General features: G+C 66.5%; 13 protein-coding genes. 10 read left to right on the forward strand and 3 right to left on the reverse strand.

What is annotated here, in order from left to right:
• Window positions 1-141 (forward strand): amino acid permease C-terminal domain-containing protein (locus GA0116996_RS03525; RefSeq protein ID WP_133250528.1); only part of this gene is annotated, 141 nt, incomplete at its 5' end.
• A gap of 3 nt (window positions 142-144) precedes the next feature.
• Here the strand turns inward: GA0116996_RS03525 and GA0116996_RS03530 are convergent.
• Window positions 145-1,554, reverse strand: a complete 1,410-nt coding sequence (locus tag GA0116996_RS03530) for an aminotransferase-like domain-containing protein (RefSeq protein WP_092307376.1) — start codon at window positions 1,552-1,554, stop codon at window positions 145-147.
• A 201-nt stretch (window positions 1,555-1,755) separates the two neighbouring features.
• On the opposite strand from GA0116996_RS03530, the gene GA0116996_RS03535 reads away from it, so the two are divergent.
• From GA0116996_RS03535 to GA0116996_RS03555, 5 genes are all read left to right on the forward strand, one after another.
• On the forward strand, window positions 1,756-2,103 hold the full coding sequence (locus tag GA0116996_RS03535; RefSeq protein ID WP_092307378.1) for a DUF2917 domain-containing protein: 348 nt from the start codon (window positions 1,756-1,758) through the stop codon (window positions 2,101-2,103).
• A 265-nt stretch (window positions 2,104-2,368) separates the two neighbouring features.
• Entirely contained in the window at window positions 2,369-5,668 is a 3,300-nt protein-coding gene (gene icmF / locus GA0116996_RS03540; RefSeq protein WP_208601232.1) for a fused isobutyryl-CoA mutase/GTPase IcmF, read from the forward strand.
• Between the two features lie 155 nt (window positions 5,669-5,823).
• Window positions 5,824-6,261 carry an HIT family protein gene (locus tag GA0116996_RS03545; RefSeq protein WP_092307380.1) on the forward strand — a complete coding sequence of 146 codons (438 nt, stop codon included), beginning with the start codon at window positions 5,824-5,826 and terminating at the stop codon, window positions 6,259-6,261.
• Complete coding sequence (locus GA0116996_RS03550; RefSeq protein ID WP_244981299.1) at window positions 6,258-7,160, forward strand: 3-hydroxybutyryl-CoA dehydrogenase; 903 nt, start codon at window positions 6,258-6,260, stop codon at window positions 7,158-7,160. The genes GA0116996_RS03545 and GA0116996_RS03550 overlap by 4 nt, the downstream gene beginning before the upstream one ends.
• A gap of 181 nt (window positions 7,161-7,341) precedes the next feature.
• Window positions 7,342-7,692, forward strand: a complete 351-nt coding sequence (locus GA0116996_RS03555) for a hypothetical protein (RefSeq protein WP_092307384.1) — start codon at window positions 7,342-7,344, stop codon at window positions 7,690-7,692.
• A gap of 39 nt (window positions 7,693-7,731) precedes the next feature.
• Here the strand turns inward: GA0116996_RS03555 and GA0116996_RS03560 are convergent, their stop codons facing one another.
• Window positions 7,732-8,154, reverse strand: a complete 423-nt coding sequence (locus tag GA0116996_RS03560; protein WP_092307386.1) for a DUF3293 domain-containing protein — start codon at window positions 8,152-8,154, stop codon at window positions 7,732-7,734.
• Window position 8,155: 1 nt separating this feature from the next.
• On the reverse strand, window positions 8,156-8,824 hold the full coding sequence (locus tag GA0116996_RS03565; RefSeq protein WP_092307388.1) for a Crp/Fnr family transcriptional regulator: 669 nt from the start codon (window positions 8,822-8,824) through the stop codon (window positions 8,156-8,158).
• Between the two features lie 280 nt (window positions 8,825-9,104).
• Between GA0116996_RS03565 and GA0116996_RS03570 the strand changes: the two genes are divergently transcribed.
• Genes GA0116996_RS03570 through GA0116996_RS03585 form a run of 4 tightly spaced genes read left to right on the forward strand, consistent with a single transcriptional unit; the run spans window position 9,105 to window position 14,075 of the window.
• The gene (locus GA0116996_RS03570; protein WP_092307390.1) at window positions 9,105-11,063 is read left to right on the forward strand and encodes an AMP-dependent synthetase/ligase; all 1,959 of its coding nucleotides are present in this window, start codon (window positions 9,105-9,107) and stop codon (window positions 11,061-11,063) included.
• Window positions 11,064-11,085: 22 nt separating this feature from the next.
• The gene (locus GA0116996_RS03575; RefSeq protein WP_092307392.1) at window positions 11,086-12,048 is read left to right on the forward strand and encodes an ABC transporter ATP-binding protein; all 963 of its coding nucleotides are present in this window, start codon (window positions 11,086-11,088) and stop codon (window positions 12,046-12,048) included.
• 11 nt (window positions 12,049-12,059) lie between these two features.
• Complete coding sequence (locus tag GA0116996_RS03580) at window positions 12,060-12,974, forward strand: branched-chain amino acid ABC transporter permease (protein ID WP_092307394.1); 915 nt, start codon at window positions 12,060-12,062, stop codon at window positions 12,972-12,974.
• 24 nt (window positions 12,975-12,998) lie between these two features.
• Window positions 12,999-14,075 (forward strand): branched-chain amino acid ABC transporter permease, encoded by a 1,077-nt coding sequence (locus tag GA0116996_RS03585; protein WP_092307396.1) that lies wholly within the window; start codon window positions 12,999-13,001, stop codon window positions 14,073-14,075.
• The last annotated feature ends 54 nt before the right edge of the window (window positions 14,076-14,129 follow it).

The following is a 14,129-nucleotide window of genomic DNA, read 5'->3' on the forward strand; positions in this document are numbered from 1 at the left end:
TCGATCGGCTTCTGCCTGTTTCTGATGGCACACCTGCAGGCGCTGACCTGGGCCGCCTTCCTGGTGTGGCTGGCGCTGGGGCTGGTGATCTACTTCGCCTATGCGCGGCGCAATGCCGTGCTGCATAACCACGGCGGCTGAGCGTCAGCGCGCGCCGCGCTCCGCTGCCGCCTTCATGAACGCCACCGCGCGCGGCTCGTTGGCATAGGCGGCGTTGATGCGGATCCACGCCGAGGTCTCGCCGCCCGGGCGGAAGTAGTTGCCCGGCGCCAGCGTCACGCCAAATTCTTCGCCCAGCGTCACCAGTTCGCGCGAATCCTCGATGCCCGGCGGGCGGGCCCAGAGGAAGTTGCCGCCGGAGGGCTGGCAGAACACCTCCCAGCCGTTGCCGTGCAGCTGGCGCACCGCGTTGGCGACGGCCTCGCGCACGCGCAGCCGCAGCCGTTCCACGTACTTGCGGTAGCCGCCGCGCTCCAGCAGCGCCGCGGTCACCGCCTCGGCAAAGTGCGAGCCGGCCACGCTGGTCAGCACCTTCACGTCGACCAGGTCCTTGACCAGCGCCTTGTCGGCCACCAGGTAGCCGATCCGCAGCGACGCCGACACCGTCTTGGAAAAGCCGCCGATGTAGATCACGTGTTCGAGCTGGTCGAGCGTGGCCAGCCGGTCGGTGAAGTGGGTCTGGAAGTCCGAGAAGATATCGTCCTCGACAAAGCGGAAGCCGTGCCGGCGCGCCAGTTCCAGCAGCCGGAACGCCACCGGCGGCGCCAGCGTCGAGCCGGTCGGGTTCTGCAGCACGCTGTTGGTGAAAAACAGCTTGGGCTTGTGCTGGCGCAGCAGCGCCTCGGTGGCGTCGGGGTCGGGGCCGTCGGGCGTGTGCGGCACCCCAACCAGCTGCACCCCGTGCAGCCGCAGCAGGCCGAACAGGTTGTAGTAGCCGGGGTCTTCGACAAACACCGTGTCGCCCGGCTTGAGCAGGTGGCGCACCACCAGGTCCAGCGCCTGGCTGGCGCCGGTGGTGATCAGCACTTGCGGCAACTCCGCGGCGATGCCCAGCTGGCGCACGCGCAGCAGCACCTGGCGGCGCAGTTCCGGATGGCCCATCGGGGTGGCGTAGTGAATCACGCTGTCGATCTCGTTGCGCGAGATCGCGCGGATCGCCTGCGTCAGGCCCTCCACGTCGCGCCAGGTCTCCGGGACGAAGCCGCCCGCCAGCTTGAGCGTGCCGCTGGGGTGGTTGAACTGCTCCAGGATATGGTCGGACAGGTCCTCGGCCAGGCTGGGGTCCGACCAGCCGCGCGCCGAGCGCCCCGCCAGCGGACTGTCCGCCACATAGAAGCCCGAGCCCTGGCGCGAATCGAGCAGTCCCTGCGACACCAGCCGGTCATAGGCCTCGATCACCGGGAAGCGGCTGATGCCGTTCTCGGCGGCCAGTTGCCGGATCGATGGCAGCCGCGCGCCCGGGCGCGCCTCGCGGTTGCCGATCCACGCCTTCACGCCGTCGACGATCTGCTCGGTCAGTGGAATTCCGGTGGAAGCATCTAAGATGAGTTTCATGAAGGGAGCTGCCGGGCAGGGCGGTGGGCAGGAAACTGTCAGGAAAAACTACTGAACAGTCCATCGAAAACTGTTCACAACTGTACATGGGATTGTAGTGAGGGATGCGAATAATGGAAGCGTGGCGGACGAAGGCGCCGGCATCCCCATCCAGGATGCTCCGGCACCCGCGATGACCGCCGGGCTGACAAGGAGTGCAACATGCGCGAACTACGGACTTTCGAACTGGACCAACCCGGACTGCCGGTGAGCTGGCGCGCCGGTTACGGGCAGACCGTCTGCGCGGTGGCGGGCAAGCTGTGGGTGACGGTGGAAGGCAATCCCAACGATATCTGGCTGGAACCGGGCCAGGAGCTGGCGCTGCCGGAGGGCTATCGGGTCTGGCTGTCCGGCGACGGTACGGGGGCACGCTTTGCGCTGGCGCAGACGCCGGCACCGTGGTCGATGCAGCGGCTGGCGGCGTGGCTGCGCGCGCTGCGGCATCGGGTGGACGAGCACAGCACCGATGCATTCGGCGAGTGCCCGCGGATCGGGGCGCTGTGCCGGTGAGTCGGCCGGCAGTCAAACCAGCATGCGGCGCAAAGGCCACCGACAAGGTGGCCTTTTGTTTGTCCGTAGCCCGCAGACACCTACTCTATAAGGACGCCGGCACCCCGCCGTCCGGGTTCCGCCCCATTGATTAACGTTAACGTCAACGTCATACAATCGACCCGCCCCAACCCCGGGGCGCAGGCCGCGCGTTTGCGGCCAGGCCGGCACAGAACGGCGCCGGCGGACGCCGCGGCCGCAGCCAACCCCCGACACGGTGGAGACAATGACCGACCTTTCCGATGTCCATGATGTGCGCCGCGGCGCGCCCCAGCCCAAGCCGGTGCAGCCCGGCACCGGCCCGGCCAACAAGGTGCGCTTCGTCACCGCGGCATCCCTGTTCGACGGCCACGACGCCTCGATCAACATCATGCGCCGCATCCTGCAGTCGCATGGCTGCGAGGTGGTCCACCTCGGCCACAACCGCTCGGTCGAAGAGATCGTGACCGCGGCGCTGCAGGAAGACGCGCAGGGCATTGCCATCTCCAGCTACCAGGGCGGCCATGTCGAGTACTTCAAGTACATGGTCGACCTGCTGCGCGACAAGGGCGGCGAACACGTGCAGGTCTTCGGCGGCGGCGGCGGCGTGATCGTGCCCGACGAGATCCGCGAGCTGCAGGCCTACGGCGTGGCCCGCATCTACAGCCCCGAGGACGGCCAGCGCATGGGCCTGGCCGGCATGATTGCCGACATGGTGCAGCGCTGCGACCTCGACCTGAGCCGCTACGCGCCCACCTCGCTCGACCCCGTCGCCGGCGGCGATCGCCGCGCGCTGGCGCAACTGATCACTGCGCTCGAAAACGGCAAGGCCGATGCGGCGCTGGTCGCGGCGATGCATGCGCAGGCGCAGCAGGCATCGATTCCCGTGCTCGGCATCACCGGCACCGGCGGCGCCGGCAAGTCGTCGCTGACCGACGAGCTGATCCGCCGCTTCCGGCTCGACCAGCAGGACGCGCTGTCGATCGCCGTGATCTCGATCGACCCGTCGCGGCGCAAGTCGGGTGGCGCGCTGCTGGGCGACCGCATCCGCATGAACGCGATCAACCACCCCAATATCTTCATGCGCTCGATGGCGACGCGCGAGGCGGGCTCCGAGATCTCGCAGGCGCTGCCCGACGCGATCGCCGCGTGCAAGGTGGCGGGCTTCGACCTGGTAATCGTCGAGACCTCCGGCATCGGCCAGGGCGACGCCGCGATCGTGCCGCACGTGGACCTGTCGCTGTACGTGATGACGCCCGAGTTCGGCGCCGCCAGCCAGCTCGAGAAGATCGACATGCTCGACTTCGCCGACTTCGTCGCCATCAACAAGTTCGACCGCAAGGGCGCGCAGGATGCCTGGCGCGACGTGGCCAAGCAGGTGCAGCGCAACCGCGAGCAATGGCACGGCAAGCCGGAGGACATGCCGGTGTACGGCACCCAGGCGTCGCGCTTCAACGACGATGGCGTCACCATGCTGTACCAGGGCCTGCGCGAGGCGCTGACCGGCCATGGCCTGAAGGTGAAGGCGGGCACGCTCCCGGTCCTGGCGGGACGCATCTCCACCGGCCAGAACGTGATCGTGCCGCCGGCACGCAGCCGCTACCTGGCCGAGCTGGCCGACACCGTGCGCGCCTACCACCGCCGCGTGGCCGGGCAGAGCCGCATCGCGCGCGAGCGCCAGCAGCTGCGCGAATCCAGACGCATGCTGCAGGCCGCGCAGGGCCAGGGCGATGTCGGCGCCGCGCTCGACGCACTGGCCGCGGAGCGCGACAGCGCGCTGGGCCAGGTCGAACGCAAGCTGCTGGCGATGTGGCCGCAGATGCGCGATGCCTACAGCGGCGACGAATACGTAGTGAAGATCCGCGACAAGGAGATCCGCACCGGGCTGGTCACCACCACGCTGTCGGGCACCAAGGTGCGCAAGGTGGTGCTGCCGCGCTTCGAGGACGACGGCGAGGTGCTGAAGTGGCTGATGCGCGAGAACGTGCCCGGCAGCTTCCCGTACACCGCCGGCGTGTTCGCCTTCAAGCGCGAGAACGAGGACCCGACGCGCATGTTCGCCGGCGAAGGCGATGCCTTCCGCACCAACCGGCGCTTCAAGCTGGTGTCCGAGGGCATGGACGCAAAGCGCCTGTCGACCGCGTTCGACTCGGTCACGCTGTACGGCGAGGACCCGCACGTGCGCCCCGACATCTACGGCAAGGTCGGCAACTCGGGCGTGTCGATCGCCACGCTCGACGACATGAAGGTGCTGTACGACGGCTTCGACCTGACCAGCCCGGGCACCTCGGTGTCGATGACCATCAACGGCCCTGCGCCGACCATCCTGGCGATGTTCATGAACACCGCCATCGACCAGCAGCTCGACAAGTTCCGCGCCGACAACGGCCGCGATCCCACCGCCGACGAGGAAGCCAAGATCCGCGCCTGGGTGCTGCAGAACGTGCGCGGCACGGTGCAGGCCGATATCCTGAAGGAAGACCAGGGCCAGAACACCTGCATCTTCTCCACCGAGTTCTCGCTCAAGGTGATGGGCGATATCCAGGAGTATTTCGTGCACCACCAGGTGCGCAACTTCTACTCGGTATCGATCTCGGGCTACCACATCGCCGAGGCCGGCGCCAACCCGATCTCGCAGCTCGCCTTCACGCTGTCCAACGGCTTCACCTATGTCGAGGCTTACCTGGCGCGCGGCATGCACATCGATGACTTCGCGCCCAACCTGTCGTTCTTCTTCTCCAACGGCATGGATCCGGAGTACAGCGTGCTGGGCCGCGTCGCGCGCCGCATCTGGGCCGTGACCATGCGCGACAAATACGGCGCCAACGAGCGCAGCCAGAAGCTGAAGTACCACATCCAGACCTCGGGCCGCTCGCTGCATGCGCAGGAGATCGACTTCAACGACATCCGCACCACGCTGCAGGCGCTGATCGCCATCTACGACAACTGCAACTCGCTGCACACCAACGCCTACGACGAGGCCATCACCACGCCCACCGGCGAATCGGTGCGCCGCGCGCTGGCGATCCAGCTGATCATCAACCGCGAATGGGGCGTGGCCAAATGCGAGAACCCCAACCAGGGCAGCTTCCTGATCGAGGAGCTGACCGACCTGGTGGAAGAGGCGGTGCTGCAGGAGTTCGAGCGCATCGCCGAGCGCGGCGGCGTGCTGGGCGCGATGGAGACCGGCTACCAGCGCGGCAAGATCCAGGAGGAATCGCTCTATTACGAGCAGCTCAAGCACGACGGCACGCTGCCGCTGATCGGCGTGAACACCTTCCGCAATCCGGACGGCGACCCGGTGCCGCAGAAGCTGGAGCTGGCGCGTTCGAGCGAGGCCGAGAAGCAGAGCCAGCTCGACCGCCTGCAATCATTCCAGCAGGAGCATGCCGGCGAAGCGCCGGAGATGCTGCAGCGGCTGCGCCAGGCGGTGATCGACAACCAGAACGTGTTCGCGGTGCTGATGGATGCGGTGCGGGTCTGCTCGCTGGGGCAGATCACGCATGCGCTGTTCGAGGTCGGCGGGCAATACCGGCGCAATATGTAGACCCCGATCCACGCGCTGACCGGTAATCGCGCAGGGCGGCCGCGGTGAAGGGCCGCCCTGCGTTACACTCGGATGCTGCGCCGCACCGTCAGCGCACGCAAGCGCAAGCCGGCGCCTGGCGGCAACAAATCCCGAGACAACCGCAACACAAGACCATGGACACCCAGTACAGCCCGAACAATATCTTTGCCAAGATCCTGCGCGGCGAAATGCCGTGCATCAAGGTGTACGAGGACGACGACACCATCGCCTTCATGGACATCATGCCGCAGGCCGACGGCCATACGCTGGTGGTGCCCAAGGAAGCCGCGGTCAACCTGTTCGACCTGTCGGAGCGTGGCGCCCAGGCCGCCATCGTCGCCACCCAGCGCGTGGCGCGCGCGGTGCGCGCGGCCTTCAAACCGGACGGCATCTCGATCGGCCAGTTCAACGGCGCCGCGGCGGGCCAGACCGTGCCGCACATCCATTTCCACATCGTGCCGCGCTACAACGACCAGTCGCTGCGCGGCCACGCGCGCGACATGCAAGAGCCGGAAGTGCTCAAGGGGCATGCCGAACGCATCATCGCCGCGCTGCGCGAGCAGGCGTCCTGAACAACGCATCCAAGCATTCAACCAAGCAAGCAGAGGAAGACAAGATGGCAATCAAGACTGTAGGCATCGTCGGTGCCGGCACCATGGGCAATGGCATCGCCCAGGCCTGCGCGGTCGTGGGACTGAACGTGGTGATGGTCGATATCAGCGACGCCGCCGTGCAGAAGGGCGTGGCCACGGTGTCGGGCAGCCTGGACCGGCTGATCAAGAAGGAAAAGCTGACCGAGGCGCAGAAGGCCGATGCGCTGGCGCGCATCAAAGGCAGCACCGCCTACGACGACCTCAAGGCCGCCGACATCGTGATCGAGGCCGCCACCGAGAACTACGACCTCAAGGTCAAGATCCTCAAGCAGATCGACGGCATCGTCGGCGACAACGTCATCATCGCGTCCAACACCTCGTCGATCTCGATCACCAAGTTGGCCGCCGTCACCTCGCGCGCCGACCGCTTCATCGGCATGCATTTCTTCAACCCGGTGCCGGTGATGGCGCTGGTCGAACTGATCCGCGGCCTGCAGACCAGCGACGCCACGCACGCCGACGTCGAAGCGCTGGCCAGGGAACTGGGCAAATATCCGATCACGGTCAAGAACAGCCCGGGCTTCGTCGTCAACCGCATCCTGTGCCCGATGATCAATGAAGCCTTCTGCGTGCTGGGCGAAGGCCTGGCCTCGCCGGAAGAAATCGACGAAGGCATGAAGCTGGGCTGCAACCACCCGATCGGGCCGCTGGCGCTGGCCGACATGATCGGCCTGGACACCATGCTGGCGGTGATGGAGGTGCTGTACGCCGAGTTTGCCGATCCGAAGTATCGTCCGGCGATGCTGATGCGCGAGATGGTTGCTGCCGGCTATCTGGGGCGAAAGACGGGGCGTGGGGTGTACGTGTATAGCAAGTAAGTAGACCGGCTCTGCCGCGTGTACTGGCGGCCGCCTTCGGGCGGCCGCTGTCTTTTTTGGCCCCGGATCAGGTGCCACTCAATCCCGCTTACACCGCGTTATATGCCGAAACAATCCGCCGCATCTGGTAACAGGAATGCGCGGTAGAGTGCACCCATTCCGTTTACGACAACACACCATCATGGCTCATCCGGTTCTCTTCGCGGCGCTGCTCGCCGGCGTCATGTCCCTGCTGGCGGCGCGTTCGGCGATGGCGCATGTGGATGTGGGGGTGCATATCGGCACACCGGTCTATGCCGCGCCGGCGCCGGTCTATGTGGCGCCGCCGCCTCCCGTGGTGTACGCGCCGCGTTACCACGGCTGGCATGGCGACCGTTACTGGGACGGCCGGCGCTGGTATGGGCGGCACGAATGGCGCGGCCGGCATCACCACTACCGGCATCATCATCACCGGCATCACCACTATCGCCACCATGGCCACGGACACCATGGTCATCACGGCCATCACGGCCATCGCGGCCACGGGCACTGATCGCCTTGCCGGCCGGCGTTGACCGGTCCGGCCGCCCGGTCAGCGCAACAGCACCAGTCGCGGCACCGCGTCGGCGCCGCTCCAGACCACGGCGTTCTGCTGGTATGCCTGGCCCAGTGCCCGCGCCTCGGCCAGCGACAGCCCGGGCACCAGGAAGCTCGGTTCGGCGGGCCAGCCGTTATCGGGATGCTCGCCGGCGGCTTCGATCGCGCGCCGCCCCCGAGCGTTGAGATCCTGCGCCAGAGCCTGTTGCCGGCGCGCGTTGGCCGCATCGTCGCAGCGCTGGCTGAACGGGTTGGCCGCGGTGATGAAGGCGCTGCAGTCCACGCCCAGCGCGCAGTGCAGCGCGGCCAGCGCGGCGCTAGGCTGGTCGATGCGCAAGGTCATCGGCGTGTCGCCCAGCACCCGGTAGTGCGTTTCGCGATACGCCAGCAGGGTCTCGGCGTCGATGGCGCTGGCCACCTTACTCCCCGTACTGCCGCAGCCCGTCGAGGTCCAGCACCTCGATCACGCCGTAGTCCACCCGCACCAGCCCCTGCTGTTCCAGCACCTTCAGCGCCTGGTTGGCGCGCTGGCGCGAGATGCCGGCGAGCAGGCCGATTTCTTCCTGCGAGATCTCCAGCGTCTTGCCGAGGCCGGGATACAGGTGCTCGTTGAACAGTGACGACACCGCGCGCGCCACGCGCGAATCGATGTCGAGCAGCCGTTCATACTCCACCGCCGCAATGAACTGCCCCAGGCGCTCGTTGAACTGCGTCAGCAGGAAGCGCGTGAACGGCAGGCTGGTATCCAGCAGCCACTGAAAAGTGTCGCGCGGCAGGAAGGCGATGGTCGAGCGGCGCAGCGCCATCACGTCGTACTTGCGGATCTCCGACTTCAGCACCGCGCCTTCGCCGAACCAGCCGCCGGTGGGCACGCCGGTGAAGGTAACCGACTTGCCCGACGGCGATACCGTGGTGATCTTGACGATCCCTTCGAGCACGCCCAGCCAGTGCTCAGCCTTGTCGCCCTTGTGGCAGACGTAGTCGCCCTGGCTGTACTCGTGCACGAACATGGCGCGGCGCACGCGCTCGCGCTGCTCCGGACTCAGGTCTGCTGCCCACACGCAGCGGTCGACAAAATCGTTCAGCATGGCCTCGCGAAAGCTCCGGTAGGGATTAACCCGGAATTGTCACCGGCGTGACAACCGGGGGTGTTGGCATGGGCTATCGTACGATCACAACGGAACCGCGGGTGCCACCAAGGGCACGCCGGGAAGGCAGAAGACGCTTCTCCCGGCCCCTGAAGACAAGGCACAGACTGGCTTGATGCGATGCGGCAGATGCCGCCGGGCAAAGCAAGCCAAGTATAACGACCGGACCGGCGCTTGACACCGGGCGTGGACCCCCACGCCGGAGGGACAGGAGACAGCGATGCAGGAATCGTCGGCGACGACCTTTCCGCGATGGCTGCTGGCGCACGCCCAGCAGCGGCCGGAACATCCGGCCTACCGCGAAAAGGATCTCGGCATCTGGCAGACATACAGCTGGGCCCAGGCGGCACAGCAAGTGAGGGCGCTGGCATGTGGTCTGGCCGCGCTCGGTTTCAAGCGCGGCATGAACCTCGCAGTGGTGGGCGACAACCGTCCGCGCCTGTATTGGGCCATGACCGCGGCGCAGGCGCTGGGCGGCGTGCCGGTGCCGCTGTACCAGGACGCCATCGCCAACGAGATGGTCTATGTGCTCAACGATGCGGAGATCGACTTCGCCATCGTCGAGGACCAGGAGCAGGTGGACAAGCTGCTCGAAGTCGAGGCGCAGCTGGCCGAGTCCGGCCGCGCCGTGCGCCACGTCATCTTCGAAGACCCGCGCGGCCTGCTCGACTACGACCATCCGTCGCTGATGTCGTACGAGCGCCTGCAGGAACTGGGGCGCGAGTTCGACCAGGCCCATCCGGGCTTCTTTGACGAGGCCATCGCCGCCGGGCAGCCCGACGACACCGCGATCATTCTCTATACGTCCGGCACCACCGGCAAGCCCAAGGGCGTGTGTCATTCGCACCATGGCCTGATCGGCTCGGCGCGCAACGGCTGCGCCTTCGACAAGCTCAGCGCCGCCGACGACGTGCTGTCCTACCTGCCGATGGCGTGGGTCGGCGACAACCTGTTCTCGTATGCGCAGGCGATGGTGGCGGGCTTTACGGTGAACTGCCCGGAATCGCGCGAAACGGTGATGACCGACCTGCGCGAGATCGGCCCGACCTACTACTTTGCGCCGCCGCGCATCTACGAGGGGCTGCTGACGCAGGTGATGATCCGCATGGAGGATGCCGGCTGGATCAAGCGCAAGCTGTTCCACTGGGCCATGGACGTGGCGCGCCGCTGCGGCACTGCCATCCTCGACGGCCAGCCGGTATCGCTCGCCGAGCGCGCGCGCTATGCGCTGGGCGAAGCGCTGGTCTACGGCCCGCTGCGCAACGTGCTGGGCATGAGCCGCATCCGCGTGGCCTATACCGCGGGCGAGGCGATCGGCCCGGACCTGTTCCGCTTCTACCGCTCGATCGGCGTGAACCTGAAGCAGTTCTACGGCCAGACCGAGACCTGCGCCTATGTGTGCCTGCAGCCCGACGGCAAGGTCAAGTTCGACTCGGTGGGACCCGCCGCGCCGGGCATGGAAATCCGCATCGCCGACAACGGCGAGGTGCTGGTGCGTGGCGTGGGCCTGCTCAAGTCCTACTACAAGCGCGAGGATGCGACGCGCGAGGCCATCAACGACGAGGGCTACTTCATGACCGGCGACGCCGGCGTGATCGACGCCGACGGCCACCTGAAGATCATCGACCGTGCCAAGGACGTGGGCAAGCTGGCCGATGGCTCGATGTTCGCGCCCAAGTACATCGAGAACAAGCTCAAGTTCTTCCCGTACATCAAGGAGGCGGTGGCCTTCGGCAACGGCCGCGACCAGGTCTGCGCCTTTATCAACATCGACTTCGAGGCGGTGGGCAACTGGGCCGAGCGCCGCCACCTGCCGTATGCCGGCTACGTCGACCTGGCCGCGCAGCCGGACGTGCTGGAGATGATCGGCGAGTGCGTGAACCAGGTGAATGCGGACCTCGCCAACGACCCCATGCTGGCGGGCTCGCAGGTGGCGCGCTTCCTGGTGCTGCACAAGGAGCTTGACCCGGACGACGACGAACTGACCCGCACGCGCAAGGTCCGGCGCGGCTTTATCGCGGAGAAGTACGGGGTGCTGGTCGACGCGCTCTATGCGGGCAAGTCGGAGCAGTTCATCGAGACGCGCGTCAAGTTCGAAGACGGGCGCGAGGGCAGCGTGTCGGCCACGCTGAAGCTGGTGGATGCCAGGCGGCTGCCGGTAGCGGCGCGCGCGGCATAAGAGCACAGGTGGAGGCAGCAATATGACACAAGTGGCCTGGCAAGGCGCCGGCAAGCGCGAATGGACCGCGGCGGCACGCACCGATGCGAGCGGCGCCGGCGGTGGCGGGGCGATGGCGCCGGCAGGACCGCTGCCCCCCGCGGGGCTGGCGGATGACAGCGGCGTGCATCCTGGTACGCGCCACGCGCAGCGCACCGGCGAGCAGGCGCGCACCGGCGGCGAGGTGATCCTGGACCTGCAGCACATCTCGCTGTCGTTCGGCGGGGTCAAGGCGCTGACCGACATTTCGTTCGACGTGTGCGAGCACGAGGTGCGCGCCATCATCGGACCGAACGGCGCCGGCAAGAGTTCGATGCTGAACGTGATCAACGGCGTCTACCACCCGCAGCAGGGACGCATCGTGTTCCGCGGCGAGGAGCGCAAGCAGATGCACCCGACCGCCGCGGCGCGCCAGGGCATTGCGCGCACGTTCCAGAACATCGCGTTGTTCAAGGGCATGACGGTGCTGGACAACATCATGACCGGACGCAACACGCAGTTCCGCACCTCCTGGTTCGCGCACGCGCTGTGGTGGGGCCCGGCGCGCAACGAAGAGATGCGCCACCGGCAGAAGGTGGAAGAGGTGATCGACTTCCTCGAGATCCAGTCGATCCGCAAGACGCCGGTGGGGCGCCTGCCGTACGGCCTGCAGAAGCGCGTGGAACTGGCGCGCGCGCTTGCGGCCGAGCCCTCGATGCTGCTGCTCGACGAGCCCATGGCCGGCATGAACGTGGAAGAGAAGCAGGACATGTGCCGCTTCATCCTCGATGTGAACCGGCAGTTCGGCACCACCATCGTGCTGATCGAGCACGACATGGGCGTGGTGATGGATATCTCCGACCGGGTGGTGGTGCTGGACTACGGCAAGAAGATCGGGGATGGAACGCCGGAAGAGGTCAAGGGCAACCCTGACGTGATCAAGGCATACCTGGGCACTTCGCACTGAGGGTCGGAACCATGACGTTCTTCTTTGAAATCCTGCTCGGCGGCCTGCTGTCGGGACTGATGTACTCGCTGGTGGCGCTGGGCTTCGTGCTGATCTACAAGGCCTCGGGCGTGTTCAACTTTGCCCAGGGCGCGATGGTCTACTTTGCCGCGCTGGCGGTGGTGGGGCTGATGGACAAAGGCATGCCGATGTGGGCCGCGGTGATCGGCGCCTTCGTGGTGATGATCCTGGTCGGCATGAGCACCGAGCGCTTCGTGCTGCGCAAGCTGGTCAACCAGCCGCCGATCACGCTGTTCATGGCAACCATCGGGCTGTCGTTCTTCCTCGAAGGCCTGGGGCCGCTGCTGTTCGGCAACGAAGTGCGCCCGATCCACCTGGGCATCGTCGACGAGCCGATCGAGTCGATCCTGACCACCTTCAACATCGTCATCTCCAAGTTCGACCTTGCCGCCGCGGCCATCGCCGGCGTGCTGGTGGGATCGCTGGCGCTGTTCTTCCAGTACACCAAGGTGGGACGCGCGCTGCGCGCGGTCGCCGACGACCACCAGGCCGCGCTGTCGCTGGGCATCCCGCTGCAGAACATCTGGGCCATCGTCTGGGGCGTGGCGGGTTTCGTCGCGCTGGTGGCGGGCATGCTGTGGGGCTCGCGCAATGGCGTGCAGTTCGCGCTGACGCTGACCGCGCTGAAGGCGCTGCCGGTGCTGATCCTGGGCGGCTTCACCTCCGTGCCCGGCGCCATCGTCGGCGGGCTGATCATCGGCGCCTCGGAGAAGCTGGCCGAGATCTATATCCCGCCGGTGTTCCAGTCGATGTTCGGCGGCAATTTCGGCGGCATCGAGGGGTGGTTCCCGTACGTGTTTGCCTTGCTGTTCCTGCTGGTGCGGCCCGAAGGGCTGTTCGGCGAGAAACACATCGATCGCGTCTGACCGACTTCGCACAGGAGACTTGCCATGTTTTATCGTGAAGCCGGCCAGTTCAAGACCAGCTACGTTACCGACAGCCAGATCTTCCCGATCCGCCAGGACCGCATCGGCTTTGCCGTGCTGATGGCCGTGGCCTTCGTGGCGATCCCGTTCGTCGGATCGGAATACTGGTTCTCGGCCATCCTGATCCCGTTCCTGATCTTCTCGCTGGCAGCGCTGGGGCTGAATATCCTGACCGGATATGCCGGGCAGCTGTCGCTGGGCACAGCGGCCTTCATGGCGGTGGGCGCCTACGCGGCGTACAACTTCCAGCTGCGCATCGAAGGCATTCCCGTGCTGCTGTCGTTCCTGCTGGCGGGGCTGTCGGCGGCGCTGGTGGGCGTGGCCTTCGGCCTGCCGTCGCTGCGCATCAAGGGCTTTTATCTCGCGGTGGCAACGCTGGCGGCGCAGTTCTTCGTGGTGTGGGCGCTGACCAAGTTCCCCTGGTTCTCCAACAACAGCTCGTCGGGCGTGATCACGGCGCAGCGGCTGGACCTGTTCGGCTACGCCATCGACACCCCCGTGAAGAAGTACTTGTTCGTGCTGGCCATCGTCACGGTGCTGGCGCTGGCGGCCAAGAACATGGTGCGCTCGGCCACCGGCCGCGCCTGGATGTCGGTGCGCGACATGGACGTGGCGGCGGAAGTCATCGGCATCCCGCTGATGCGCACCAAGCTGCTGGCGTTCGCGGTCAGCTCGTTCTACTGCGGCGTGGCCGGCGCGCTGTACGCGTTCTGCTACCTGGGCTCGGTCGAGCCGGACGGCTTCTCGCTGGACCTGTCGTTCCGCGTGCTGTTCATGATCATCATCGGCGGCGTCGGCAGCATCCTGGGATCGTTCCTGGGCGCCGCCTTCATCCTGCTGCTGCCGATCTTCCTGGACAACGTGCTGCCGCCGCTGGCATCGCTGCTGCACCTGCCCTTTACCAATGCCACCGTGTCGCACATCCAGCTGATGGTGTTCGGCGGGCTGATCATCTTCTTCCTGATCGTCGAGCCGCACGGGCTGGCCCGGCTGTGGCAGATCGCCAAGGAGAAGCTGAGGCTGTGGCCGTTCCCGCACTGACGGAGCGGGGTTGCTGACGTACCTGACTTGCCTATCCGACTTACCGCAGTTCCT

The organism is Cupriavidus alkaliphilus (assembly GCF_900094595.1).
GTDB lineage: Bacteria > Pseudomonadota > Gammaproteobacteria > Burkholderiales > Burkholderiaceae > Cupriavidus > Cupriavidus alkaliphilus.

Coding starts and splice junctions, on each gene's coding strand:
- GA0116996_RS03545 (WP_092307380.1), top strand. CDS start 5,824: ATGGACACCCAGTACAGCCCGAACAATATCTTTGCCAAGATCCTGCGC.
- GA0116996_RS03585 (WP_092307396.1), top strand. CDS start 12,999: ATGTTTTATCGTGAAGCCGGCCAGTTCAAGACCAGCTACGTTACCGAC.
- icmF (WP_208601232.1), top strand. CDS start 2,369: ATGACCGACCTTTCCGATGTCCATGATGTGCGCCGCGGCGCGCCCCAG.
- GA0116996_RS03535 (WP_092307378.1), top strand. CDS start 1,756: ATGCGCGAACTACGGACTTTCGAACTGGACCAACCCGGACTGCCGGTG.
- GA0116996_RS03530 (WP_092307376.1), bottom strand. CDS start 1,554: ATGAAACTCATCTTAGATGCTTCCACCGGAATTCCACTGACCGAGCAG.
- GA0116996_RS03570 (WP_092307390.1), top strand. CDS start 9,105: ATGCAGGAATCGTCGGCGACGACCTTTCCGCGATGGCTGCTGGCGCAC.
- GA0116996_RS03580 (WP_092307394.1), top strand. CDS start 12,060: ATGACGTTCTTCTTTGAAATCCTGCTCGGCGGCCTGCTGTCGGGACTG.
- GA0116996_RS03555 (WP_092307384.1), top strand. CDS start 7,342: ATGGCTCATCCGGTTCTCTTCGCGGCGCTGCTCGCCGGCGTCATGTCC.
- GA0116996_RS03565 (WP_092307388.1), bottom strand. CDS start 8,824: ATGCTGAACGATTTTGTCGACCGCTGCGTGTGGGCAGCAGACCTGAGT.
- GA0116996_RS03575 (WP_092307392.1), top strand. CDS start 11,086: ATGACACAAGTGGCCTGGCAAGGCGCCGGCAAGCGCGAATGGACCGCG.